This is a genomic window from Burkholderia sp. AU33803, from assembly GCF_002223095.1.
GTDB lineage: Bacteria > Pseudomonadota > Gammaproteobacteria > Burkholderiales > Burkholderiaceae > Burkholderia.
On the sequence record NZ_NKFJ01000006.1, the window covers coordinates 1,119,584 to 1,144,937 of the forward strand.

Here is a 25,354-nt window from a genome sequence, read left to right on the forward strand (position 1 = left end):
GGCGGGAAAGGGGCGGGAAAGGGGCGGGAAAGGGGCGGGAAAGGGGCGGGAAAGGGGCGGGAAAGGGGCGGGAAAGGGGCGGGAAAGGGGCGGGGTAGGGGCGGGGTAGGGGCGGGGTAGGGGCGGGATAGGGGCGGGATAGGGGCGGGATAGGGGTGGGGAAGCGGCCGCGGGCGGCGCGCACGCGTCGGCGGGGCGGCGTGCGCGGGATGAGAGGGGGCGTGGGGCGAACCGCGCGCTCGGCGCGGTTGCGGGTTGTAAAAATGACCGCGTCGCGTTCGCGACGCGCTGCGTCAGCGGTTCACGAGCCGGGTCGGATAGGCGAGAGCGAGGGCGCAGCCGACCACCATGCACGCGGCGAAACCGTACAGCCCTGCGCTTTGCGAATGGAACGTGTCGCGCAGCCAGCCGATGAAGTAGGTGCTGCCGAACCCGCCGAGGTTGGCGATCGAGCAGGCAAACGCGATCCCGCCGGCGGCGGCCGAGCCCTTCAGGAACGTCGACGGCAGTGCCCAGACGACCGGCATCGCGGCGGCCGCGCCCGCGTTGATCAGCGAGAACAGCAGCACCGTGCCGAACGTGCCGTGCGACGACGAGGCCGCGATTGCCAGCGCGACGGCCGACACCATGAACGGCACGACGATATGCCAGCGGCGTTCGCGCGCGCGGTCGGAACTGGCGCCGCAGTACAGCGTGGCGAGCACGGCCGCGGCATTCGGGATCACCATCAGCCAGCCGATGTGATACGCATCCTTCACGCCCGTGTCGCGCAGGATCGTCGGCAGCCAGAAGCTCACCGCATAGAGGCCGAGCAGCACGCACAGGTCGATCAGGCCGAGCGCCCATACCTTCGGATCGGAGAACGCCTTGCCGAGCGCATGGCTCTTGTTGCCGGACGGATCGGCGTCGAGGTTCGCGCGCAACGCGTGCTTCTCGTCGGCGTTCAGCCACGGTGCGGATTCGATGCTGTTCGGCAGCCAGCGCAGCACCGCGAAGCCGAGCAGCACCGACGGCAGCGCTTCGAGCAGGAACAGCCACTGCCAGCCGCCGAGCCCGTGCGTGCCGTCGAACGCGCGCATGATCCACCCGGAGATCGGGCTGCCGATCATGCTCGACAGCGGGAGCCCGACCATGAACTGCGCGACGATTCGCGCACGACGCGCATCGGGGTACCACTGCGTCAGGTACAGCAGCACGCCGGGCAGGAAGCCGGCCTCGGCCGCGCCGAGCAGGAAGCGCACGAGGTAGAACTGCATCGGCGTATGCACGAACATCGTCGCACCCGACAGCAGGCCCCACGTGATCATGATCCGCGCGATCCACAGCTTCGCGCCGACGCGTTGCAGCACCAGGTTGCTCGGGACTTCGAACAGGATGTAGCCGGCGAAGAACAGGCCGGCGCCGAGCCCGTACACCGTATCGCTGAACTTCAGCGCGTCGAGCATCTGGAGTTTCGCGAGCCCGATGTTGATGCGGTCGAGATAGGCCGCGAAGTAGCACAGGCAGAAGAGGGTAATCAGACGCAGCGTGACCTTGCGATAGAGATTGCCGTGCAGCGCGTCGTCGGGGGAAACGGCGGCGCTCGGGTGTGCGGTAGACATGGGATTGCCCCTGTTCGAATGTGACGGATGAATGGGTGGCCGATCGACGCGAGCGGACGCTCCGCTGCGCTCTGGAGTCTGTATATCACGGCAATTAAATAGCGTACACACTAGAAAATACCGAATCGCACAGGCACGATTCCGGCCGCGAGAAGGCAAGCGTTTGCGTGAGAAAAGCCGCGTGTTTGATGAGGTTTTTTGGGGAAATGAACGCGCTTTGAAAGAGGGCGCCAATACGTAAGGTCATGCACGAAATTCGTGCGTCTACGCTTAAAAGTAAAGTGTGTGCACGAAAGTCTGCCGATGCACGCAAGCACGTGCGCGGCAGCGGGTTCGAGCGCGCATTGCCTGCCGTCGCTGCGCCGTACTCGGCGGACAACGCGCAGCCGCCGGGCGATCGTCACGCACGCGGCGCGCCGGGTGCCGCGAATCCTGATGCACCGCAATGAAGCGGCCCCCGGCCGCTGGTCGGGCCAAATTGAGGGTGTACACTGCTTGTCTTTCCCTTACATGCGGCGCGGGCCTGCACTTTCATGGCGTCTTCGAAGGATTCGTACGACTTTCACGACCAGGTCGGTCACCTGCTGCGCCGCGCGTATCAGCGGCACGTGTCGATCTTCCAGGAAGCGATCCCCGATTCGGATCTCACGGCCGCGCAGTTCGTCACGCTGTGCGCGGTCAAGGAGCGCCAGGGGTGCTCGCTGAACGACATCGTCAAGGCGACCGCGATCGACCAGGCGACGATTCGCGGCGTGGTCGACCGGCTGAAGGCGCGTGCGCTGATTGAGGTGCTGCCCGATCCGAACGACGGCCGCAAGCTGATCGTGCGCGCCACCGCGACCGGCCTCGCGCTGATCGACCGCACGGTGCCGTTCGCGCGGCAGGTGACGGAGCGCACGTATGGCGCGCTCAATCCGGGCGAGCGGGTCGCGCTGCAGTTCCTGCTGCGCAAGATGATGGAAGAAGACGGCGACGCATGATGCGCGTCGCGCGCGAGGCGACATGCCCGTCTGGTCCGGCCGCTGGTTGGCCCGTTCCTCGGTCCGTTGGTTGGCGGACTTGATCCCGCGATGCGGCCGGCCGCCTTCAAGCCGTGCTGGCTGCCGCCTGCGCACCGGCCGCGTCGGCGGTCATCAACCGACCTGCGTTGCGTAACGCCGCCCGGACCGTCTCCGGCGTAAACGGCGGCGCGTAGAACCGCACGCCGGTCGCATCGAACAGCGCGTTCGCGACGGCGGCGGGGCCCGGCACCGACGCCGACTCTCCCGCGCCGAGCGGTGGCTCGCCTTGCCTCGGCATCAGCACGACATCGACGTCCGGCACTTCCGCGAAGGTCAGGATCGGATAGCTCGCCCATTCGCGCGACGCGACCTTGCCGTCGGCGAAGCGCACGCGCTCCTTCAGCGTGCGGCTCAATACCTGGATCACGTTGCCGTGGATCTGGTGGCGCACGCCGTCGGGGTTGATCATCGTGCCCGTGTCCTGGCCGACCGTGACGCGTTCGATGCGGATCTCGCCCGACACGCGATCGACGCTCAGGTCGACGACCCATGCCGACCACGCCGCGCCGAAGCCGGGGAAGCGGCTGTGCACGTAGCGCGCGTAGGCGATCCCGCGGCCGCGCACCAGCCGCGACGGCTCGGGTTCATGCGGCGTGCGCCGCACGCGTGGCGTCCAGCCCGCGCGGTCGGCCACGGCCTGCAGCAACTCGGTCGCGCGCGCGTCCTGCAGGTGGCGCAGCCGGAACGCAAGCGGGTCGACGCCGGTCAGCGCCGCGCATTCGTCGACGAACGCATCGTGCGCGAACGAGTTCGGCAATGCCGACACGCCGCGTAGCCACGACGCACGCACGAGCGGGGCAAGATCCTCGCAGACGAAGCGGCGATGCGGGCTCGCGTAAGGCGACACGGCTGTGCGGTCGCCCATCTCGAACACGCGCGGCTCGGGCGCGATCGTGCCGGTCAGCAGCGCCGCGAGCAGCGGCGCATCGTTCGACGGATAGCGTGTCGTGAAGTCGTAGCCGAGCAGGCGGCCCTCACGCGTGACGGTGCCGGTCACCTGCATCAGCTGGCCCGCGCCTTTCGGTTCCCACAGATGTTCGTCCGCGCGCGACAGCTGCACACGCACCGGGCGGCCGACCGCGCGCGACAGCAGCAGCGCGTCGCCGCACACGTCGTCCGCGCCGTTGCGGCCGTAGCAGCCGGCCGCTTCCATCCGCACCACGTCGAAATCGGCTTCGTCGCGCGCGACGAGCGTCGCGAGGTCGTAGCGCAGCGATACGGGATTCTGCGTGCCGGACCACACGGTGATCCGGCCGTTGCCCGGCTCGCGATAGTCGGCAAGCGCGCATGACGGGCCGATCGAGCCGTGCATCTGGAACGGCCACGCGTAGGTGCGCGATAGCGTGATCGTGTCGGGCTGCGCACGCGCCGCGTCGACGTCGCCTTCGTCGAGCAGCACGCGGCGTTTGGCCGGCGCGGCGGCGATCGCGGCCGACGGTTCGTCGAGCGGCGGCAGCGCGGGGAGCGGACGCCAGGTCACGCGCAGCTGGCGCGCCGCGCGGATCGTGTGTTCCTCGCGCTCGGCCACCACGCCGACGAAATCGCCGATCGCGACGACGGCCACGAGCCCCGGCACGTCGGCCACCGATGCGCGATCGACGTCGATCAGCGAACCCCCGACGAACGAACCGCTGTCATGCCCCGCATACGGCGGCCGCACGACACGGCCATGCAGCATGCCCGGCACGCGCATGTCGTGCACGAACGTGAGCTGGCCGGTTGCCTTCGCGGGCAGGTCGACGCGCGGCGACGGCTTGCCGACGACCCGGTACAGGGCGGGATCTTTCGTGCGGGTGCTCAGGTCCAGCGTCAGCGCGATCCGGTGCGCGGCGACGAGCGCGGAGAACGTGATCGCCTGTCCATCGGATGAAATCGTTCCATCGTCGACGGCCAGCCGTTCCGCAGCGACGCCGAACCGCTCGGCCGCGAGCGCGAGCAGTGCATGCCGCGCTTGCGCGGCCGCACAGCGCAGCGGCGTCGCGGAAATCTGGATCGTCGCGCTCGCGATGGTCGGGCCCTGGTTCGGTGTCGCGGCCGTGTCGCCGAGCACCATCGTCACGCGCGCGGCCGGCACATCGAGTTCCTCGGCGACGATCTGCGCGAGCGATGTGCGGATGCCGGTGCCGAGATCGACGTGGCCGTTGAACGCGAGGATGCGGCCGTCGTCGAGGATCGCGACGAACACTTCCGGCAGCGCCGGCACGTAGGACGACAGGCTGCCCGGCTGGCCGGGCGCCGGCTTGACGGGCGGCGCGGGCGGCCGGATCACGGTGAGGCAGCCGTTGCGCGCGAGCAGTTCGGAGCGGTTCACGGATGAAGGATCCTGTCGAGGGAGGGGCGGCGCGCCGCCGGATGCAGCGTACGCGGAGCGAGGCGGCCGGCGACCCAAGTGTCCTGTTCGCGGTGTGCATCGAGCGCCATGCCGGTGACCGTCGCGAGCGCGCGCGTCCCCAATCTAGGCCGCCAAAAGCGCAGCGTCAATCGCGCGGGTGGGCGTCGGCCGGTCACGCCGTGGGCCCGCCGTGACGATTCAGCGTGCGCGTGCCTGTACCGCGTCGATCGCCGCGATCGCATCGTCGAGCGGCATCACCGCCGCGTATTTCTGCTGCATGTCGAACAGGTTCGCGTCGTGCGGCGCGATCGCGCGATCGCCGACACAGTCGGCGAGCACGAGCGGGCGAAACCCGTGCGACATCGCGTCGACGACGCTCGCACGCACGCAGCCGCTCGTCACGGCGCCCGCGACGAGCAGCGTCTGCACCGCGCGCTGCGCGAGCCACGGCGCCAGTTGCGTGCCGAAGAATGCCGACGGCACGGTCTTGCGCACGACGAGTTCTCCGGGCGCGGGCGTGAGTTCGGGCACGATCGCGCTGTTCGGATGGTGCTCGGTCAGCGTCGCCATGCCGGGCACCTTCAGCGAGAACACGTTGTCGTCGCTGCCGTCTTCCGCATACACGATGCGGCTGTGCGCGACGGGCCAGTCGCGTTCGCGTGCGAGCGCGAGCGCACGCGTCGTGCGCGCGATCGCCGGTGCGATGTTGCCGCCGCCGAACGTCGCGGGATCGGCGAAGCCGACCACGAAGTCGACGATCAGCAGGCCGAGGTTGCCGTGCGGCGGCAGCGGCGTGCCGAAGCCCTGCTGGCGATAGACGTTCGCTTCGGCGTGGCGGGAAAGATCGTTCATGGTGTCGGGAGCTCGTCGGTCAGGCGGGTTGGTCAGTGACGCGGCCGTCGCGCACGACGGTCGCGCCGTCGAGTTCGACCGTGCAGCGGCGCAGCGGGATGTCGATGTGGCAGGTGGTCGTGCGGTTGCCGCCGCCTTCGTTGTTCGGACCGAGCGAGAACAGGAAGTTGCCCTCGAACGCGCGCGCGTCCATTCCGATCGTCGCCTCGCGGTCGTACAGCCCGAGCGTCGACCAGCGCGCACGCGGCTGCAGCCCCCAGCCGATATGCGAGATCGCATAGCCTTCGGGGTCGGCGAAGGTCTCCATGTAGTCGCGCAGCAGATCGGCGTCGACGCCGCCTTCGATGCGCGTTGCATAGCCGCCTTCGACGGTCAGCGCGATCGGTTCGCGCACGTAGTGCTTCTGCGGCAGCAGGATGTCGCCGCGGTCGATCACGATCGTGCCGCGCGCGGTGCGGTCGTTCGGGTAGGTCAGCGCGAAGCCGCTCGGCCAGTGGTCCCAGCGGCCCGGCGCGTCGACGAAGCCGTATTCGGCCGTCGGCGGGAACTCGCCGAGCGGGCACACGAGCGCGGTGCCGGCCGCCGACGTCACGCGCATCTCGCGGGCAGCGGCGATTTGTTTCGCCGCGGCGAGCACGCGCGTGCGGTCGGCCAGCGTCGGCACCATCCGTACGAGCACTTCGGGCGGCTCGACCGCGAGCAGGATTTTCGTGCCGGACTTCAGGATGTCGTGCTGCTCGGGTGAGAACAGCAGCGTCATCAGGTCGAGCACGAGGTCGCTCTCGCGCAGCGCGGCGATCGCGGCCTTGTTGCCGGTCAGCGGCGTCGTGCCGAGATACGCGAGCGGGTCGCGGCTGAACGCCTTGTCGCCGTTCACCGGCGGCAGGTCGAGCCGGTTGACGATCGCGCCCATCGTTTGCGTCGCGATCAGCGCGCACGACAGCGTCTGCGGGTGGGTGGCCGCGCTCGTCAGGATCGTGACGGTCTGGCCCGGTTCGAGGCGCGACAGCGTGAGCACCTGCTTCCACGCGTCGATCAGTTGGGAATCGCTGACTGGCATCGTCGGCTCCGGTAAAGGCGTGAGGGGAAGGGGCGGGCGCCGCGCGATCAGGCCGCGAGCGGCGCGCCGAGGAAGTCGCCGAACGCCGCGTAGAAGCCCGGCGCGTTGTCCCACGGAATCATGTGGCCGGCGTCGGGCACGCGCACGTGCCGCATCGACGGCGTCGTGCGCTGCAGTTCGGCGACGTCGTCGTCGCGCACCACGTCGCCGCGTTCGGCCGTGATCAGCAGCGATGGCACGGCCAGTTGCGCGGCGTCCGCGTGGAAATCGTCGGTATGAAAGCCTTCGTACGACGCGCGCACCGCGCGCTCGTCGCAGGTATGCAGCCATTCGGCGCGCAACTGCAGTTCGGCGTCGGTCCAGGTCGGGCAGAACGCGCGCATGCCTTCGGCGTCGGTGCCGGCACGTGCGAGCGCCATCGAGTCGATGTACCACGGCAGCTTGCCCGGATAGTCGCGGCGGTTCGGGCCCGACACGGGCGGATCGACGAGCACGACCGATGCGAGCCCGTGGATGCCGCGCCGCGCGGCGCGCGCGGCGATCCGCGCGCCCATCGAATGGCCGACGAGGCTCGTGCGCGGCAGGCCGAGCGCGGCGACGAGCGCCGCGACGTCGTCGGCCTGCGCATCGAGGCTGTAGTCGAGCGACGGCGACGCGTCGGACAGCCCGCGGCCGCGCACGTCGAGCACGTAGGTATCGAACGCCGCGCCGAACACTTCGCCGACGAAACCCCACGTGATCGCGGGGCTCGTGATGCCGGGAATCAGCACGATCGCCGGGCGCGACGGGCGTGCGCCGGTCGCGCCGCCGTAGCGCAGGTAGTGCTGGCGGATGCCGTTCGCGCGGATGTTCGCGCCATACAGGAAAGTCGAGGGCATGAAGGGACTCCGTCGAAAGGGCCGCGCTCAGTACGCGCCGGACAGCAGCGCGCCGGCGCCGGGCACGATCGGCTCGAGGTCGAGCTCGCGCAGCATCGCGTAGGTCGTCGCGATCGCGGCCGTGATCACGGGCTTGCCCGTCATCGCCTCGACCTTCGCGACGGCCGGCAGCGACGGCATCTGCACGCAGGCGGACAGCACGATCGCATCGGCGTCCTGGTACGGCAGCGTCTTCACGATGTCGGGCAGGCGCGCCGGGTCGTGGCGGCCGACGTCGAGGTTGTCGGGGATCTCGAGCGCGCGGTACGCGAGCACGTCGAAGCCTTCGTTGCGGATGTAGTCGACCACGAGTTCGGTCAGCGGCAGCATGTACGGCGCGACGACGATGATCCGCTTCGCGCCGATCACCTTCAGCGCGTCGACGAGCGCGCCCGCACTCGTCAGCACCGGCGCCTGCGCGCCGTTGTCCGCCGTGTGCTTCGTCAGGCGCGCCTGCGACACGCGGTGATAACCGTGCCCCATCGCCATGATCGCGACCAGGCACGCGTAGCCGAGCACGTCGACGCGTGCATCGCTCAGTTCCACCGCGCAGCGGTCGGATTCGGCGTCCATCGCCGCGAGTTCTTCCTTGACGACCTTCTTCATCCGCATCCGGCTCGAGTGATACGTGAAGCGCTCGGGACGGATCGCTTCGCGCAGCCGCAGCATCGCGGGAATCTCGGTTTCCATCGTCGTGTTGGAACTCGGCACGATCTGGCCGATGCGGTAGGTCTTGCTCATGACGGGAGGCTCCGTGTCGGTAAGGGTGGGGCGGCACGCGGGTGCGGGATCGCCTGATGTCGAGCAAAGTCTAGTGTGTACATTTGAAAATGGCAATGAATCAAAATGACGTTGATCTTGCGTCGATCGCTTTAAGGTGCGGTTATTCGTGGAATTATTGGTGTTTTCCCGAATGTCATTACCGGTGACGACAATCCGCTTGTCCTGAATAAATTGAGTGTGTACGCTACATAAACGCTATTCAATCCGCCCGTTCTCGCGCCGCGTTCGGCCACGGGCCCACGATCAGGAGATCCGCATGAGCACACCCCGTATCGCAATCATCGGCGCCGGTCTCGGCGGCACGGCCGCCGCGGCGCTGCTGCAGCGCGGCGGCTACGACGTCGCGCTGTACGAGCAGGCGCCGGCGTTCTCGCGCCTCGGCGCGGGCATCCACCTCGGCCCGAACGTGATGAAGATCATGCGGCGCATCGGCTGCGAGGACGCGCTGGAGTCGATGGGCTCGCATCCGGATTACTGGTACAGCCGCGACTGGCAGACGGCCGACGTGCTCGCGCAGATCCCGCTCGGCGACTACGCGCGCAACGCCTACGGCGCGAGCTACCTGACCGTGCATCGCGGCGATTTCCATGCATTGATGACGCAGGCGGTGACGCCCGGCACGATCCGCTTCGGCAAGCGGCTCGCGGCGGTGGAGGACACCGGCGACGCGGTGCGCCTGACGTTCACCGACGGCAGCGTCGAGACGGCCGACATCGTGATCGGCGCGGACGGCGTGAATTCGCGGATCCGCGAGCACCTGCTCGGCGCGGAACCGCCGCGCTACACGGGCTACGTCGCGCACCGCGCGGTGTTCCCGGCGTCGCTGCTCGGCAACAAGCCGTACGACATGTGCGTGAAGTGGTGGTCGGAGGATCGCCACATGATGGTCTACTACGTGACCGAGAAGCGCGACGAGTATTACTACGTGACGGGCGTGCCGCAGGCCGAATGGCCCGAAGGCGTGTCGATGGTCGACAGCAGCCGCGACGAAATGCGCGAGGCGTTCGCGGGTTTCCATGCCGACATCCAGCACCTGATCGACGTGTCGCCGTCGATCACCAAGTGGCCGCTGCTCGAGCGCGATCCGTTGCCGTTGTGGAGCCGCGGCCGCCTCGTGCTGCTCGGCGACGCGTGCCATCCGATGAAACCGCACATGGCGCAGGGCGCGGCGATGGCGATCGAGGATGCCGCGATGCTCGCGCGCTGCCTCGACGAAGTCGGCGTCAGCGACTACGCGGGTGCGTTCGCGCTGTACGAGGCGAATCGCGCGGCGCGTGCGTCGAAGGTGCAGCTCGTGTCGCACAACAACACGTGGCTGCGCACGAACGAGGATCCGTCGTGGGTGTTCGGCTACGACGTGTTCGACGTGCCGCTCGTCTCGCCGTCGCGCAACAGCGTCGCGGCCGTGGCCTGACGCGTACGCGATGCCCGCGCCGGCCGGCGCCGCGCCGTCGGCGTCGCGAGCGCCGATGCGCCGGACCGTGTGTTTTTCGGCGTGTTATATGTCAGGCGCGCGCCGGCGGCAGTGCCCGCTGCCGGTCGCACGCCGCATTCCGGATCCATTCATGTCCCATCCCGCTTCTCCGTCGCGGCCGCTGGCGTTTCGCGTGAACGGCACGCCGCACACCTTCGTCGAGGCCGCGCCCGACGCGCTGCTGCTGCTGGTCCTGCGCAACGACTGCGCGCTCAACGGCCCGAAGTACGGCTGCGGGCTCGGGCAGTGCGGCGCATGCACGGTGCTGGTCGACGGGCAGGCGACGCGTTCGTGCGTCGTGCCGGCCGCCGCCGCGAGCGGGCGCGACGTCACGACGCTGGAAGGGCTCGGGTCGCACGACGCGCCGCATCCGATCCAGCGCGCGTTCATCGACGAGCAGGCCGCGCAGTGCGGCTATTGCCTGAACGGGATGATCATGAGCACGAAGGCGCTGCTCGACCGCCATCCCGCGCCGGACGATGCGGCGATCCGCGATGCGTTGCGCTTCAATCTGTGCCGCTGCGGCACGCACCTGGAAATCATCCGGGCCGTGCATCGCGCGGCACGCTACCTGCGAGGCGGCGATGAAGCCTGACGCGGGTTTGCCCGTTGCACCGGCGCGCGTGACGGGCCCCGAGCCGCGCGACGAAGTCGGCGCCGATGCGTGGCGTGCGCACCACGCGCGCTACACCTGGCCGATCGGCGATACACACGCAGACGCGCAGGTATCGCTCGACGTCGAAACGCGGACCGCGGCCGACGGGCGGATGACGACCTGGCGCTATCGCGCGCAGGCGGCTACGGACGATCATCACGCGCCGCACGGTGCGCAGACCGAGCGCGCGGATACCGGCCCGGCCGAGCCGTTCGTCTACCGGCACGCGCAGACGTCGATCGAACTCGCCGATGCCGGTCACACGATTCCCGGGCATGCCCACGCGTTCGCGCGCGAATCCTTCGTCGACGAACTCGCGGGCGCGTTGCGGCGCGATCCGGTCGCGTTGCGCCTGCAGCATCTAGATGCGGCGCGGGACGCGGGGCCGCGCGAGATCATCCGGATGGTCAGCGAGCGTGCGGCATGGGGCGCACCGGCCGCGGTCGACCCGGATGCCCATGCGCGCCTGAGCGGGCGCGGCTTCGCCTTCGATGGCGCCGCTGCGTCTTCCGGCAAGCCATCGGCGGCCGCCGACGCGACAGGCGACGGCGATGCGCGCTGGTCCGCATGGGTCGTGGATCTCGAGGTCGACCGCGCGACGGGCGACGTCGCGGTGCGGCGCGTCGTGGCCGGGCAGGGTGCCGGCACGCCGGGCGACGCGGCGATGGCCGGCTTGCCCGCATGGCAGATCGAGGCGGCGATTTCGCGCGTGATGGGGGCGCGCCTGTCCGCGCGGCCCGCGCACGACGAAACCGGCATCGGTGCGCAGCCGGATGCGATCGCTCATGAACTGATTGCGTTTGACGACACGGACACGGCTCATCGCGTGCACGGCGAGCTGTCCGTGCACAACGCGCGCCGGATCGAGCAGGCGGCGGCGCCCGCGGCGGCGGCGATCGCGAACGCACTGTACGACGCGACGGGCGTGCGGTTTCGCGCACCGCCGTTCGACGCCGAGCGCATTCGCGCGGTGCTCGCGCGACCGGTGCCGGCCGATTCCGCGGAAGCGGGGCGCCGCGACCCGCGTCGCGCATCGCGCTGGCGCCGCTGGCTGGCCGGCGGCGGCGTGGGCGGGGTGGTCGGCGGGCTGATCGGCCTGGCCTGCGCGATCCTGCCGGGCCCCGCGTCGATCGCACCCGTTGCGCCGGGCGGCGCGGACGGCGCGATGTGGAGCGCGGCGACGCTCGAGCGCGGCCGCCTGGTTGCCCTCGCCGGGGATTGCGCGGTGTGCCACACGGCGCCCGGCGGCGCGACCAACGCGGGCGGCCTCGCACTCGATACGCCGTTCGGCACGATCTACACGACGAACCTCACGCCCGATCCGGACACCGGCATCGGCACGTGGTCGTATCCGGCGTTCGCGCGCGCGATGCGAGAAGGCATCTCGCGCGACGGCACGCACCTGTACCCGGCGTTCCCGTACACGGCGTTCGCGAAGCTGAGCGAACCCGACCTGCTCGCGCTCTATGCGTACCTGATGTCGCAGCCGGCGGTGAAGCACGTGCCGCCAAAGACGAAGCTGCCGTTTCCGCTCGACCAGCGGCGCGTCGTCGCCGGCTGGAACTGGCTGTTTCACGATGCGCGGCCGTTCGCGCCGGACCCGGCACGCTCCGCGACGTGGAATCGCGGCAAGTATCTGGTCGACGGCGCCGGGCACTGCGGCGCGTGCCATACGCCGCGCAACGCGCTGGGTGCGGAGAAGGGCGGTAGTGCGTACCTGTCGGGCGGTGAGGCCGAGGGTTGGGTCGCGCCGCCGCTCGTCGCGTCGCCGGCTTCGCCGGTGCCGTGGACCGAAGGCGCGCTGTTCGACTATCTGCGCACCGGCTTCTCCGCGCAGCATGGCGTCGCGGCCGGCCCGATGGCGCCCGTCGTCGCGGGGCTTGCGTCGCTGCCGGAGGCCGACGTCCAGGCGATCGCGCACTATCTCGCGTCGCTGTCGCCGCCCGTCGACACAGCGGCCGCCGCCGACGCGGCCGCCCGGCAGGCGCGCGGCGCGGAAGCCGTTGCGACGCTCGGCCTCGAGAACGGTCGCCGGGCGTTCGACGCCGCGTGTGCGGTCTGTCATGCGGAATCGGGCGGCGTCGGGCATTTCGGCGTACGCCCGCTGATGGGGCTCAACACGAGCGTCAGCCAGGCCGCGCCGGACAACCTGCTGCGCGTGCTGCATCACGGGATCGACCAGCCGGCCACCGGCGGACTCGGCTACATGCCGGGCTTCGGCGACGCATTCGACGACCGGCAGATGGCCGAGCTGGCCGCGTATATCCGCGCGCGCTACGCGCCGGGGCAGCCGGCGTGGCGGAACCTGGCGGAGGCGTCGGCACGAATCCGGCAGGCCGCCGCGCATTGATCGGCCGCCAGGCAACGGGCTGCGGGAGGCGGGAGGCGGGGGGGCGGGCGACGGGTAACCGGCAACCGGGCAAAACTACCCGCTGGGGCGATCTGGCCCGGAAAAGGGGCGGAAATATTGCCCCATTTTCCTCATCGTTTAACCATTCGAAACAATGTGTTCACTGAAAGGGGCATGATCTCCGGCGATCGAGCAGGCATACTGTCGCCTATGTTGCTCAATACGCGTCGAACGGCGCGCGCCTGCCCCCCATGTCCATTCCAGTTTCCTTTCGAACCTTGCGATGGTTGACCGTCGCGGCTGCTGCATGCTTGCTCGCCGCGTGTTCGACCGCTTCCGACGTGACCGCGACGTCGAACCCGAACGTCTATACCGTGACGACGCGCACGGTCGGCGTGTCGACGACGTGGGCCGACGCCCATACGAAAGCCGTCGACGAAGCCACCAACTACTGCACGCAGCGCGGCATGCGCGCGAGCATGAAGCAGGAATCGCTGACCAGTGGCAGCCGGGTCGGCGCGCGCTCCGAACTTGCGTTCGAGTGCCATCCGACCTTCGAGACGGCGTCGAACCCGCGCGGTTGAGCGACCGGCGGCGTTGACGCCGCGTCTGCGCCGCCCGTTTTCCTTCCCCCGCATGCAAAACGACCCGCGATGCCGTTCAGGCACATCGCGGGTCGACGCACGTCCGGTGCGGGCGGCGGCAGTTACGCCGGCTGCGCCTCGTACAGCTTCACGCACGCGGAGAAGTCGAGCGTGCCGAGCCCCTGCTGGCTCATCGACTGATAGAGCTGTTGCGCGAGCGCGCCCATCCACACCGGCTGGTGGGCGCTGCGCGCCGCTTCGGTCGCGAGCCCGAGATCCTTCAGCATCAGGTTCGCCGCGAACCCGCCCGCGTAGCCGCGCGCGGCCGGCGCGGTGTCGCTCACGCCCGGATACGGGTTGTACGCGTCCGAGCTCCAGCAGCGGCCGGTCGACGTATTGATGATGCCGGCCAGCACGGCCGGATCGATCCCGAGCGCCGCGCCGAGCGCCATCGCCTCCGATACGCCCATCATCGAGATCCCGAGCAGCAGGTTGTTGCAGATCTTCGCGATCTGCCCGGTGCCCGTGCCGCCGCACTGCACGACGTTCTTGCCCATGTCGAGCAGCACGGGGCGGATGCGCTCGAACAGCGCGGCGTCGGCACCGACCATGAAGGTCAGCGTGCCGGCCTGCGCGCCGCCCGTGCCGCCCGACACGGGCGCATCGGCGAGCGGGAAGCCGCGCTGCGCGGCGGCCTCGGCCACCGCGCGCACGGTGCCCGGATCGATCGTGCTGCAGTCGATCAGCGCAGCGCCGGCGCGTGCGCCGGCCAGCACGCCGTCATCGCCGAGGTAGACCGCGCGCACGTGCTGCGCGGCCGGCAGCATCGTGATCACGATCGCGCCGCGCGCGGCCGCTTCGCGCGGCGAGCCGGCGGCCGTCGCGCCGGCGCGCACCGCGACGTCCACTGCGTGCGCGTCGAGGTCGAACACCGTCAGCGCGTGGCCGGCTTTCAGCAGGTTGGCGGCCATCGGGCCGCCCATGTTGCCGAGTCCGATGAATGCAATTTCCATGTGCAGGCTCCCGGAGTCAGCGCAGCGCGATCGTCGTGTTCACGCCGCCCGCCGTCGCGTCGTCGTCGAACCAGCGCGCGGTGACCGTCTTCGTCTGCGTATAGAACTGCACGACCTGCTTGCCGTACGGGCCGAGATCGCCGAGCTTCGAGCCGCGCGAGCCGGTGAAGCTGAAGTAGGGCACCGGCACCGGGATCGGGATGTTGATGCCGACCTGGCCGATGTCGATCTCGCTCTGGAACTTGCGTGCAGCCGCGCCGCTCTGCGTGAACAGGCCCACGCCGTTGCCCATCGGGTTGCGGTTGACGAGCGCGATCGCTTCGTCGAGCGTGTCGGCTTCGAGCACGACCACCACCGGCCCGAAGATTTCCTCCGTGTAGATCGACATGTCGGTCGTCACGCCCGAGAAGATCGTCGGGCCGACGAAGTTGCCCTGCTCGTAGCCGGGCACCTTCACGTTGCGGCCGTCGAGTTCGAGCTTCGCGCCGGCCTTCACGCCTTCGTCGATCAGCGACAGGATGCGTTCCTTCGCGGCCTTCGACACGACCGGCCCGACGTCCGTGCCGGCTTCCGCGCCCGCATTGACCTTCAGCGCCTTCGCCTTTTCGACGAGCTCCGGCAGCCAGTCGCGCGCCTTGCCGACCAGCACGACGACCGACGTCGCCATGCAGCGCTGGCCGGCCGCGCCGAAGCCCGCGCCGACGAGCGCGTTGATCGACTGTTCGCGATGCGCATCGGGCAGCACGACCGCGTGATTCTTCGCGCCCATCATCGACTGCACGCGCTTGCCGTGCTGGCTGCCCAGGTTGTACACGTGCGTGCCGACGCGCGTCGAGCCGACGAACGAGATCGCCTTGATGTCCGGGTGCGTGCAGAGACGGTCGACCACCGTCTTGCCGCCGTGCACGACGTTCAGCACGCCCGGCGGCACGCCGGCCTCGATCGCGAGTTCGACGAGCTGCATCGTCGACAGCGGATCCTGCTCCGACGGCTTCAGCACGAACGTGTTGCCGCACACGATCGCCATCGGGAACATCCACAGCGGGATCATGCCGGGGAAGTTGAACGGCGTGATGCCCGCGCACACGCCGATCGGCTGGCGCAGCGTGTAGGTATCGACGCCGCCCGCGACGTTCTCCGCGAATTCGCCCTGCTGCAGCGTGCCGATCGAGCACGCGTGCTCGACCACTTCGAGGCCGCGGAAGATGTCGCCCTGCGCGTCGGGCAGCGTCTTGCCTTGCTCGGCCGTCAGCGTGTGCGCGATCCGTTCGAGATTGCGGCGCACGAGATCCTGGAACTTCAGCATGATGCGCAGCCGCGCGCCGATCGGCGTCGTCTTCCAGGTCTGGAACGCGCGCTGCGCGGACGCGATCGCGGCATCGACCTCGTCGAGCGTCGCGAACGGCACGCGGCCGATCACTTCCTGCGTCGCCGGGTTGACGATGTCGCCCCATTCGGCGCTTTGCGATTCGACGAACGCGCCGTCGATCAGCAGCTTGGCGGTGGGCAGGGCGAGGGTGGTCTGGGGAACTGCGGCGTTCATGGATGTCTCCGTAAAGCGGTGTGACGACGAAAAGGGTGTCTGCTTGCGCCGCGCGTGCATGCGCGGCGGGCAGCAGGCTGAACTGAAGTCGATCGAATGCGGGCCGGCGCGCTCACGCACGTGCCGGTCGCATCAACGCGGTACACATGAGCGCGAATACGCCGAAGCCGACGAGGTACGCGATCACGTAGTGCGGCTGGCCGCCGCCGGCCTTGAGCAGCGACGTCGCGATCATCGGCGCGAAGCCGCCGCCGATCACGCCGGCGAGTTGCACCGACAGCGAGATGCCGCTGTAGCGGATTTCCGCGGGGAACTGCTGCGCGAACAGCAGCGATTCCGGCGCATAGAGAATCGGGAACACGACGCCGAGGCCGAGCACGATCGCCCACCACGCGTACGACGTCTGCTGCGTGCCGAGCATCATGAAGAACGGCGCGGCGAACGCGCACATCAGCACGAGGCCGATCGCGAACATCCGGCGCTGGCCGATGCGGTCGCTCAGGTGGCCGCACAGCGGCATCGTGACGAGCGACAGCGCCGCGCCGGCCGTGATCGCGTGCAGCATCTCGGCCTTCGGCAGGTGCAGCTGCTGCGTCGCGTAAGCGAGCGCGAACGTGACGACCATGTAGAACCAGGTGTTCTCGGCGGCGCGCGCGCCGACGATCGTCAACACCTCGCGCGGATGGCGGCGCAGCGCGGCCGTCACCGGCGACTTCTCGGCCTTGCCCTGGCGCTGCATCTTCTCGAAGTCGGGCGATTCGGGCACCTTCGCGCGGATGAACCAGCCGAGGCCGACGAGCGCGATGCTCGCGAGGAACGGCACGCGCCAGCCCCACGACAGCATGTCGGCTTCCGGCAGCGCGGCCACCGCGGCCATCGCGACCGACGACAGGATCAGGCCGAGCCCGACGCCCGTCTGCGGCAGGCTGCCGAACAGCCCCTTGCGGCCCTTCGGCGCGTGTTCGACGGCCATCAGCACCGCGCCGCCCCATTCGCCGCCGACCGCCATCCCCTGCAGGAAGCGCATCGCGATCAGCAGCGCGGCGGCCCAGTAGCCGATGCGATCGTACGACGGGATCAGCCCGATGATCATGCTCGGCACGCCCATCAGCAGCAGCGTGATCATCAGCATCGACTTGCGGCCGATGCGATCGCCGAAGTGGCCGAACACGATGCCGCCCATCGGCCGGCCGATGAAGCCGACCGCGAACGTGCCGAACGCGGCCAGCGTGCCGACGACCGGGTCCAGCGACGGGAAGAAGATGCGGTTGAAGACGAGGGCGGCGGCGGTGCCGTAGAGGAAGAAGTCGTACCACTCGATCGTGGTGCCGGCCATGCTGGCCCAGCCGGCCAGCAGGTAGTGCTTCGCGGTGCGCTCGGGCGCCGGCGTCGCGATGGTCGCATGCTCATCGAGGGTGGATCGGGTCTGCATGGTGTCTCCGGTTTTATTGCCCGCGGCTCATGGTCCGCAGGTCACGGTCGAGTATAGTTATGCGCAGATTCATGATGTACCGATAAAGAAACCGGTTGGATGTGCATTTATGCATATCGACGTCCGGCCCGGAGACATAGGGTCTGTTTGCATATGGAACGCCCATGCGAATGCCCGAAATCGCTCGTAGGGCAAGAAGTGAGGAGCGCCGTTTGGCCGAGCCAAACAAGCGACGAGCGACGCCGCCATACGGGCGATTTCGGGCATTCCCGTGACATGTTCTTTTTAGTTTGGGGTTGCCACGAGAACGGCCGCTCGCCGCGTTGCGCTCCTTGCGAATACGTCAGTATTCGCGGCGTCACGCGCCTCGCGAGCGGCCGTTCTCGTGGCAACGCATGGGCGTTCCATATGCAAACAGACCCTTACCCCTTTTTCCCTCGCTAATGCGACACGCCACCGAGCCGGTTTCCGGCAACCTGAACTGGGACGACCTGCGCTTTTTCCTCGAAGTCGCGCGCACGCAGCGCGCGAGCGGCGCCGCGAAGCGGCTGGGCGTCGACTACACGACCGTCGCGCGGCGCATTCGCGCGCTGGAGGCCGCGATGGGCACGCTGCTGTTCGACAAGTCGCGCTCCGGCGGCTTCACGCTGACGGCCGAAGGGCAGCGGCTCGTCGCGTATGCGGACGCGATGGAGACGACCGTGCAGTCCGCGTGCGACCAGGTCGCGAACACGGGCGAGGCGCTGTCGGGCCATGTGCGGATCGGGTCGACGGAAGGGTTCGGCTGCTTTTTCCTCGCGCCGCAGCTCGCGCAGTTTCGTGCCGAGCACCCGCACGTGACGGTCGACCTGCTGCCGGTGCCGCATTTCGTCAACCTGCCCAAGCGCGAGGCCGACCTCGCGATCACGCTCGAGCGGCCCGAGCGCGGGCCTTACGTGGTCACCAGGCTGTGCGACTACCAGTTGCGGCTCTATGCGACGCGCGACTATCTCGCGAACCATGATCCGATCACCTGCACCGACGATCTCGCGCAGCACGCGTTCATCAGCTACGTCGACGATCTCGCGTTCAGCAACGAGCTGCTGTACCTGGACCGCGCGGTGCCGGGCGCGACGGCCGGGCTGCGCACGACGAGCGTGATCGCGCAGTATTTCGCGGCGTTGCAGGGCGGCGGGCTCGCGATCCTGCCGTGTTTCATGGCGGCCACGCAGCCGGCGCTGGTGCCGGTGCTGCCGGACGACGTGGTCGTCACGCGGTGCTTCTGGCTGACCTGCCGCGAGGATCTGCGCAAGCTGCGGCGCGTGACCGCGCTGTGGGATTACCTGCGCGCGGCGGCGGACGCGAATCGCGCGCTGCTGTCGGGGGAATCGGGGAAGCTGAGATTCGTCGGCGAGCCGGAATAGCGCGTGACGTGGCCGCGGCGAAGGCGGTTGTGCGATTCATTGCGTGAACACGACCCGGCGGCGAACCTGCCGGCAAGCGAAGCATTGAAGAATCGGGGAATCGGGGAACCGGGGGCAAGACAGATGGCATTGACGCATGCGGGCAAGGTCTTCGTGGTGTGTGTGGCGGTCTTTGCCGTGGCCGCTTATTGGCTCGCGTCGCGCATGGTGCGCCGCCAGTCCGGCGCCAGGCGCGGTGCGAAGGGGGCGGCGAATTGCGGCGCGGTCGCATTCTGGTGGCTCGTGTGCTTCTGCCTGGTGTCGCTGTTTTTCCCGTTCGCGTACTGGATCGGCGACGAACTCTACGTACTGGCCGTCTCGCCGAAATACGAGGCGACTGTCGTGTCCTACACGTCCGAGTGGGATACCTGCGAGCGCCGCGACAGCGACGGGCGGACCGAACGGTATCAGTGCCTGAAATACACGTCGATACTGGAAGCGGCGCTGCCCGACGGCAAGCGCGTGGTGATGCCGGGCAACGTCCGTTCCGGCGGCGCGCCGGAAATCGGCGAGCGGATCGATGTCGTGTTGCCGCCCGGTGCGGATCAATGGCACGAACGCAGCGTGCGCAGTGTCGGCCTGCTGGCCGGCGGCGGGCTGATGGTCGCGATGATCGGGTACTTCCTCTACCTGATCGCGGCGTACGGCGCCGGCCGGAACATCGACCGCGCGGCTCGCTTCGGCGTGGCGGTGGTGATGAACGGGCTCGTGCCGCTCGGCGCGCTGCTGATGGAAATCGGATTCCTGAGCGTGCCTTACCGCTACTGGGCGCGAGGGAATCCGGAAGATTGGCCGGTGTGGGTGCTGGCGCTCAGCCTGCTGTTCGCGCTCGCGCTGCTGCCGTTGCTGCTCATCTACGCGCGCACCGCGTGGCGGGCGGTCGTGAAGTAACGGAGGCGGCGGGGCGGTTGTGCCATCATTGCCGCACCGACAGCCGCCAGGAGACGGTCGTGGAAATTCATTCGCAGTGGACGTTCGATTGCCGGCCCGAGCATGTCTGGCCGCATTTCCTCCATGCCCGGATGGACGACACGCGGCCGTTGCTGTTCCGCCTCGGCGTGCCGAAGCCGGTCAGTTGCCGCGTGCTCGAAGGCGTGCCGGCCGTCGGCAACACGCGGCAGTGCACGACTGATCGCGGCACCATCGACCAGCGGATTCTCGTGCTCGACGAGCCTCGCCGGCTGCGTTACCGGATGGTGGCGTCGACGGTGTGGTGCCGCGACTGGGTCGGCCTGCTCGAGGACGAATTCACGCTGACGCCGATCGAAGGCGGCAGGACCCGCGTCGAGCGGCGCACCGTGTTCAGTGCACGCGGCCTTTTCAAGCCGGTTCGGCAGATCGGGTTGTGGCTCGCACTGCAGCAGGCGCACCGGTATGCGGCGCGCAACTGGCGGCGCCTCGCGATGGCGGCGCAGGGGCGAGCGGTCGAGACGGCGTCGGCGCGCTAGGCTTTGGGAGCCGGCGCCCCACGAGCCGCCGGCCACCCCGCGACCGCGCACCGGAACCCGGTTTTCAACGCGGGCATTCGAGCCGGTCCGCGAGCTCGTTCAGATCCCTGACGTCGAAGTCCCACGCATCATCGGCTTTCAGGTCGGTCGTCTGGCCCGGGCCGTGTTCGGTCGGCCGCAGCACGAACGCGGTCGACAGCCCCTGCCGGCGCGCGGCCGCGAGATCGCCGTTGTGCGCGGCGACCAGGCACAGCTCGGCCGGTTCGACGCCGAGAATCTCGACCGTATCGCTATACACCTGCGGCGACGGCTTGTACGCGCGGACCACCTCCGCACCGAGAATCGCATCCCACGGCAGCCCCGCGCGTTTCGCGACGTCGACCATCAGCCGGATGTTGCCGTTCGACAGTGGCGCGATGATGAAGCGTCGCTTCAGCCGTTGCAGCGCCGCGACGGCGTCGGGCCACGGGTCGAGGCTGTGCCACGCGAGGTTGAGCGTGTCGATGTCGGCGTCGGGCACGTCGTCGATCCCGTAGCGGTCGAGCGTGCGCACCAGGTTCTCGCGGTGCAGGACGTCGAGGCGCACGTAGCGGCGGCGGCCGCTGCGGATTTCTTCCATCGACGGCGAATATTCGGCCCGCCACGCATCGGCGAATTCGAACGGGTCGAGCGCGGGGGCATGGCGGTCGAGGAACGCGGCGGCGCCGCGTGCGACGCCGCTTCTCCAGTCGACGATCGTTCCGAAGACATCGAAAACGAGCGCCTTGATTTCGGTTGTGGGCATCATGCGATCCTTTGCAGCGGCAGGTGATCGGGCATGGGCCGCTGCGTTGTCTACACGAACGAGCGCGGCCTTCCGCCGACATTAGATCATGTATGCAAGGGTACGCGCTGTGGCTGCGGCCCGTATCGGGTCAGCCGGCGTGCCGCTGGCACGGCGCAAACCGATGTTGCGCGAGTTGCAGCAGCACGCAATCGACCGCCTCGCCGGTTTTCGCGTTTCGGCCTTTCCCCTCGATGCGGAAGTCGTTGCCGGCGACCCAGGCCGCGTCGGTCGTGCTGTCGCTGGAAAACAGATAGTCGCCGACGGCCGTGTCGCTGTCGGCGAAGTTGGCTGACCACGTTTTCAGATCGAGTGCGGGGCCGTATGTCGCCCGCATGGCGCCAAACCGGATGCCGATCACGTTGGCGGGCGGCGCGTCATGATCGACGCCGAGCCACGACAGCATCCAGTTGCCATCGTTGCCGCGGTTGACGCGGGTGACGGCGGGCCAGTCGATCGCGCCAATCGTCCTGGGCGCGGCAAGCGCGCATTGATAGAGCTGCCGCTGCGTGGAGTCGGGTTGCCATCGCATCACGACACTGTCGGGTGCGCAGGACCAACCGTCGATGGTTTGCGGCCGGGTCAGCGTGACGCTCCAGACGTCGGCATCGAAATCCTGGCGCAGAAGCCCCTTGATTTCCAGCGCGCCCATTCTGACGCTCGTGTCGGACCGTGCGCCGATAGGCTGGCGGTTCCAGAATCCGCCGCCGGTCTGCACGTATTGCACTTTGCTTCCAGCCGGAAACGACACACCGGCCACGACGACGGGGCGATCGGCCGTGCCGTCGACGTGATGCCCCGGTGTGCCCAGAAACTGATCGAGCGCGCCCCAGCCGAACAGGACGAGTACTGGCAAGCTGAAGAACAGCAGCGTCAGCCCGCCGCGTTTGCCGGGCGGCTGCTTGCGCAGGAGCCACGAGACGGCACCCGTCAACAGTGCCCAGACCACGAAGAAAATCAGCAGGTAGAAGGCCAGATCCACGACCCCACCCAGCTCGCCGGCTTCGGCGTTGCAGATCGAGGGTGCGAGCAGCGGCAGCGTGAGCAGGGGGCGGACGGGAGGAGTCTTTATTTCCACGAATTCGATCCTTGTCTGTGGCAGGCATATTGGTTGAAAAGTCGACCCGCCACGCATGCCGCACATACTATCCGACTGCACAAGCGAATCGTGGCCGAGCAGTCGCCTTGCCTGTTCGTGCAGTCGGCCCGCGCGTTCGAGCTCGCCGCGAGTGCGGGGGAGCGCGTCGGCCGGTTGACGCTGAAGCTGTCGACGATGCCTGAAACGGTCGGCGCGCTGTATGCGGCGCCCTCGAGCGGGTCGGTCGCGGCCGCGATCGACGCGTTGAAGGCCGTGACACGCACGCATCCCGGCATGGACGATTGAATGCGAATGGAGCACAGCGCCGCCACAATCTGACAAACCGTTTGCAAAAGCGGTGCGCGCAACGCGTGGCGCTGCCCCGGGCCGTCGCGCCGCGTGCAAGTCTTTCGGCGAGCTGACTGTCGGCTGCGAGCACCGCATCGACCACGCGTAACCCCTGATGCACGTGGATGCGCCGCTGGTCACGGATTGGTGTTAAATGTATTTCGGCGCGCGTTGGCACCGCGCGCAATACGGGGCGCACCGGGCATCGGCGTAAACCCGGAGCGAAATTCGGCACGAAGGATCGAAAACGAATCGGGCGCATCAGACCCGATCGGACAGACGGCAGGATTCATCTTGAATACCGAACCGCAAAGTTCTCGTTACAGTCCCGGGCTCGCGGCGGAAGTGCTCGCATCCGAGCAAAGCGTGCTGAGGCTGATCACGCGCAACACACCGCTGCCGGAACTGCTCGTCGAGGTCTGCCGGCGCGCCGAGGCGTTGCTCGGCGACGGCGCGTCATGCACGATCCTGCTGCTCGATCGCGACGGCGTGCACGTGCACGTCGGTGCCGCGCCCTCGCTGCCGGTGCGGTACAGCACGGCGATCGAAGGCGCGTCGATCGGGCCTGCCGCCGGCTCGTGCGGCACGGCGATGTACCTGCGCCGGATGGTCGTCGTCGAAGACATCGAAACCGATCCCCTGTGGGCCGACTACCGGGCCGTCGCATTGCCGCTGGGCTTGCGCGCGTGCTGGTCGGTGCCGTTCCTCGACGACGCGGGCGTCGTGCTCGGTGCGTTCGCCGTCTATTACCGCACACCGCGCCGGCCGGGCGACGAGGCAACGGAACTGTTGCGCGACATCGGCAACAGCGTCGGCCTCGCGGTGCACCAGGACCGGATCGCGCGACAGCTCGCGCGCAGCGAGGAACATCACCGGCTCGTGGTCAACAGCCTGAACGAAGGGATCGTCGTGGTGTCGCGCGACGGCGTCGTCGTCGCGAGCAACCCGAGTGCGAACCGGATGATGCGCGTGAAGGGCGACCTCGTCGGCCGGCGGCTGTCGACGGTGATCCTGCGCAAGCTGCACGAGGACGGTACGCCGATCGCGCCGGACGAGTGGCCGAGCCGGCGCGCGCTCGAGACGGCCACGCCGATGCTCGGCTACACGGTCGGCTTCGGCCTGGCGGACGGCGACATCATCTGGGTGCGCGGCAACGCGGTGCCGATCGTGAAGCCGGGCGAGCAGCAGGCCGATTCGGTGATCGTGTCGTTCAACGACATCGGCCCCGTGCGCGAAGCGCAGCAGCAGTTGCGTTACCTCGCGACGCGCGATGCGCTGACGGGCCTCTACAACCGCCGCTGGCTGGGCGACCGCATGCGCGAGCTGTTCGGCGGACACGATGCGGCGGGCGGCCCCGCGCGCGTCGCGATCCTGTTCATCGATCTCGTCGGTTTCAAGAAGGTCAACGACACGGCCGGCCACGACGCGGGCGACGCGCTGCTGCGCAGCGTGGCCGCGCGGCTCGCGGCCTGCGGCGGCGGCCAGCACGCGCTGACGCGGGTCGGCGGCGACGAGTTCGTGATCCTCGTCGACGACTGCGACGATCCCGACCGGCTCGAGGTGCTCGCGCGCGAGGTGATCGACGCGATCGCGAAGCCGTTCGCGATCGCGAACAACGAATACTGGCTCGGCGTGTCGATCGGGATCAGCGTCGCGCCGCGCGACGGCGACGATGCCGTCACGCTGATGCGCAATGCCGATTCGGCGATGTACGACGCGAAGCAGCGCGGCCGCAACCACTTCACGTTCTTCACCGCGCAGCTCAACCTGCGGCTGCAGCGCCGCTTCGCGATCGAGCAGTCGCTGCGGCGTGCGTTGTCGTCGGACATGCTGCGGCTCGCGTATCAGCCCGTCGTCGACGCGCGCAGCGGCCGCACGGTCGGCGCCGAGGCGCTCTTGCGCTGGACGAGCCCCGAGCTCGGGCCGATGTCGCCGGCGGAGTTCATTCCGGTCGCGGAAGATACGGGGTTGATCGTCGCGATCGGCCAGTGGGTGCTCGAAACCGCGTGCCGGCAGGCGGCCGAATGGCGCCGCACGATCGCGCCCGACCTGATGCTGGCCGTCAACCTGTCGCCGCGGCAGTTCCATGAAGGGCTCGTCGAATCGGTCGGTCGCTGCCTCGCGCAGACGCGGCTCGATCCGTCCGCGCTCGAACTCGAGATTACCGAAGGACTGCTGATGAACGACACGGACACCGTGCTGCCGATGCTCGAGGCGCTCACGGACATGAACGTGCGGATCTCGGTCGACGATTTCGGCACCGGCTATTCATCGCTTGCGTACCTGAAGCGCTTTCCGCTGCACAACCTGAAGGTCGACCGCTCGTTCGTGTCGGGCGTGCCCGATCATCACGACTCGGTGGCGATCACGCAGGCCGTGGTCGCGATGGCGCATTCGCTCGGAATGAAGGTCACGGCCGAAGGGGTCGAGACGCAGGCGCAATCGTGGTTCCTGCAGCAGATCGGCTGCGACATGCAGCAGGGCTATCTGTTCAGCCGCCCGCTGGATCCGGGCGACTACGCGCGCCGGCTCGGCGCCGTGTGAGCGCGGCGCGCGTT

General features: G+C 68.8%; 21 protein-coding genes. 10 read left to right on the top strand and 11 right to left on the bottom strand.

The window, feature by feature from the left end; translation table 11 throughout:
* Positions 1–293 precede the first annotated feature (293 nt).
* Positions 294–1,601, bottom strand: coding sequence for an MFS transporter (locus tag CFB41_RS22340; protein WP_089457894.1), 1,308 nt, complete (start codon positions 1,599–1,601; stop codon positions 294–296).
* Between the two features lie 533 nt (positions 1,602–2,134).
* On the opposite strand from CFB41_RS22340, the gene CFB41_RS22345 reads away from it, so the two are divergent.
* A complete protein-coding gene (locus CFB41_RS22345; protein ID WP_046549825.1) occupies positions 2,135–2,581 on the top strand; it encodes a MarR family winged helix-turn-helix transcriptional regulator in 447 nt (148 codons plus the stop codon).
* A 106-nt stretch (positions 2,582–2,687) separates the two neighbouring features.
* On the opposite strand, the gene CFB41_RS22350 is transcribed toward CFB41_RS22345, so the two are convergent.
* The 5 genes from CFB41_RS22350 to CFB41_RS22370 form a co-directional block, all read right to left on the bottom strand.
* Entirely contained in the window at positions 2,688–4,973 is a 2,286-nt protein-coding gene (locus CFB41_RS22350; protein WP_089457895.1) for a xanthine dehydrogenase family protein molybdopterin-binding subunit, read from the bottom strand.
* Positions 4,974–5,192: 219 nt separating this feature from the next.
* Entirely contained in the window at positions 5,193–5,846 is a 654-nt protein-coding gene (locus CFB41_RS22355; RefSeq protein WP_089457896.1) for an isochorismatase family protein, read from the bottom strand.
* Positions 5,847–5,865: 19 nt separating this feature from the next.
* On the bottom strand, positions 5,866–6,906 hold the full coding sequence (locus tag CFB41_RS22360) for a 2,5-dihydroxypyridine 5,6-dioxygenase (protein ID WP_089457897.1): 1,041 nt from the start codon (positions 6,904–6,906) through the stop codon (positions 5,866–5,868).
* A 47-nt stretch (positions 6,907–6,953) separates the two neighbouring features.
* A complete protein-coding gene (locus CFB41_RS22365; RefSeq protein ID WP_089457898.1) occupies positions 6,954–7,784 on the bottom strand; it encodes an alpha/beta fold hydrolase in 831 nt (276 codons plus the stop codon).
* A 27-nt stretch (positions 7,785–7,811) separates the two neighbouring features.
* Positions 7,812–8,564 carry an Asp/Glu racemase gene (locus tag CFB41_RS22370; RefSeq protein ID WP_089457899.1) on the bottom strand — a complete coding sequence of 251 codons (753 nt, stop codon included), beginning with the start codon at positions 8,562–8,564 and terminating at the stop codon, positions 7,812–7,814.
* 298 nt (positions 8,565–8,862) lie between these two features.
* On the opposite strand from CFB41_RS22370, the gene CFB41_RS22375 reads away from it, so the two are divergent.
* The 4 genes from CFB41_RS22375 to CFB41_RS22395 all read left to right on the top strand — a co-directional run bounded on the left by CFB41_RS22375 (position 8,863) and on the right by CFB41_RS22395 (position 13,669).
* Positions 8,863–10,020: an FAD-dependent monooxygenase gene (locus tag CFB41_RS22375; protein ID WP_089457900.1), complete on the top strand. Its 1,158-nt coding sequence runs from the start codon at positions 8,863–8,865 to the stop codon at positions 10,018–10,020.
* A gap of 151 nt (positions 10,021–10,171) precedes the next feature.
* The gene (locus tag CFB41_RS22385; RefSeq protein ID WP_089457902.1) at positions 10,172–10,675 is read left to right on the top strand and encodes a (2Fe-2S)-binding protein; all 504 of its coding nucleotides are present in this window, start codon (positions 10,172–10,174) and stop codon (positions 10,673–10,675) included.
* Positions 10,665–13,085 (top strand): c-type cytochrome, encoded by a 2,421-nt coding sequence (locus CFB41_RS22390; protein ID WP_089457903.1) that lies wholly within the window; start codon positions 10,665–10,667, stop codon positions 13,083–13,085. The genes CFB41_RS22385 and CFB41_RS22390 overlap by 11 nt, the downstream gene beginning before the upstream one ends.
* Before the next feature lie 251 nt (positions 13,086–13,336).
* The gene (locus CFB41_RS22395) at positions 13,337–13,669 is read left to right on the top strand and encodes a hypothetical protein (protein ID WP_089442876.1); all 333 of its coding nucleotides are present in this window, start codon (positions 13,337–13,339) and stop codon (positions 13,667–13,669) included.
* Positions 13,670–13,791: 122 nt separating this feature from the next.
* Here the strand turns inward: CFB41_RS22395 and mmsB are convergent, their stop codons facing one another.
* The 3 genes from mmsB to CFB41_RS22410 all read right to left on the bottom strand — a co-directional run bounded on the left by mmsB (position 13,792) and on the right by CFB41_RS22410 (position 17,657).
* Positions 13,792–14,682: a 3-hydroxyisobutyrate dehydrogenase gene (gene mmsB, locus CFB41_RS22400; protein WP_089442875.1), complete on the bottom strand. Its 891-nt coding sequence runs from the start codon at positions 14,680–14,682 to the stop codon at positions 13,792–13,794.
* 16 nt (positions 14,683–14,698) lie between these two features.
* Positions 14,699–16,225, bottom strand: coding sequence for a CoA-acylating methylmalonate-semialdehyde dehydrogenase (locus CFB41_RS22405; protein WP_089457904.1), 1,527 nt, complete (start codon positions 16,223–16,225; stop codon positions 14,699–14,701).
* Positions 16,226–16,337: 112 nt separating this feature from the next.
* A complete protein-coding gene (locus CFB41_RS22410) occupies positions 16,338–17,657 on the bottom strand; it encodes an MFS transporter (RefSeq protein WP_089457905.1) in 1,320 nt (439 codons plus the stop codon).
* A 443-nt stretch (positions 17,658–18,100) separates the two neighbouring features.
* Between CFB41_RS22410 and CFB41_RS22415 the strand changes: the two genes are divergently transcribed.
* The 3 genes from CFB41_RS22415 to CFB41_RS22425 all read left to right on the top strand — a co-directional run bounded on the left by CFB41_RS22415 (position 18,101) and on the right by CFB41_RS22425 (position 20,547).
* Complete coding sequence (locus CFB41_RS22415) at positions 18,101–19,060, top strand: LysR family transcriptional regulator (RefSeq protein ID WP_089457906.1); 960 nt, start codon at positions 18,101–18,103, stop codon at positions 19,058–19,060.
* A 123-nt stretch (positions 19,061–19,183) separates the two neighbouring features.
* Positions 19,184–19,990, top strand: a complete 807-nt coding sequence (locus CFB41_RS22420; RefSeq protein WP_089457907.1) for a uracil permease — start codon at positions 19,184–19,186, stop codon at positions 19,988–19,990.
* A 59-nt stretch (positions 19,991–20,049) separates the two neighbouring features.
* Positions 20,050–20,547: an SRPBCC family protein gene (locus CFB41_RS22425; RefSeq protein ID WP_089443364.1), complete on the top strand. Its 498-nt coding sequence runs from the start codon at positions 20,050–20,052 to the stop codon at positions 20,545–20,547.
* Positions 20,548–20,611: 64 nt separating this feature from the next.
* Here the strand turns inward: CFB41_RS22425 and CFB41_RS22430 are convergent, their stop codons facing one another.
* Together CFB41_RS22430 and CFB41_RS22435 are read right to left on the bottom strand one after the other, a co-directional pair.
* Complete coding sequence (locus CFB41_RS22430) at positions 20,612–21,334, bottom strand: haloacid dehalogenase type II (protein ID WP_089457908.1); 723 nt, start codon at positions 21,332–21,334, stop codon at positions 20,612–20,614.
* Between the two features lie 127 nt (positions 21,335–21,461).
* Complete coding sequence (locus tag CFB41_RS22435; RefSeq protein ID WP_089457909.1) at positions 21,462–22,448, bottom strand: hypothetical protein; 987 nt, start codon at positions 22,446–22,448, stop codon at positions 21,462–21,464.
* A gap of 90 nt (positions 22,449–22,538) precedes the next feature.
* Between CFB41_RS22435 and CFB41_RS22440 the strand changes: the two genes are divergently transcribed.
* Together CFB41_RS22440 and CFB41_RS22445 are read left to right on the top strand one after the other, a co-directional pair.
* A complete protein-coding gene (locus CFB41_RS22440) occupies positions 22,539–22,754 on the top strand; it encodes a hypothetical protein (protein WP_256941128.1) in 216 nt (71 codons plus the stop codon).
* A gap of 336 nt (positions 22,755–23,090) precedes the next feature.
* Positions 23,091–25,340 carry a bifunctional diguanylate cyclase/phosphodiesterase gene (locus tag CFB41_RS22445; RefSeq protein ID WP_089457910.1) on the top strand — a complete coding sequence of 750 codons (2,250 nt, stop codon included), beginning with the start codon at positions 23,091–23,093 and terminating at the stop codon, positions 25,338–25,340.
* Positions 25,341–25,354 lie beyond the last annotated feature (14 nt).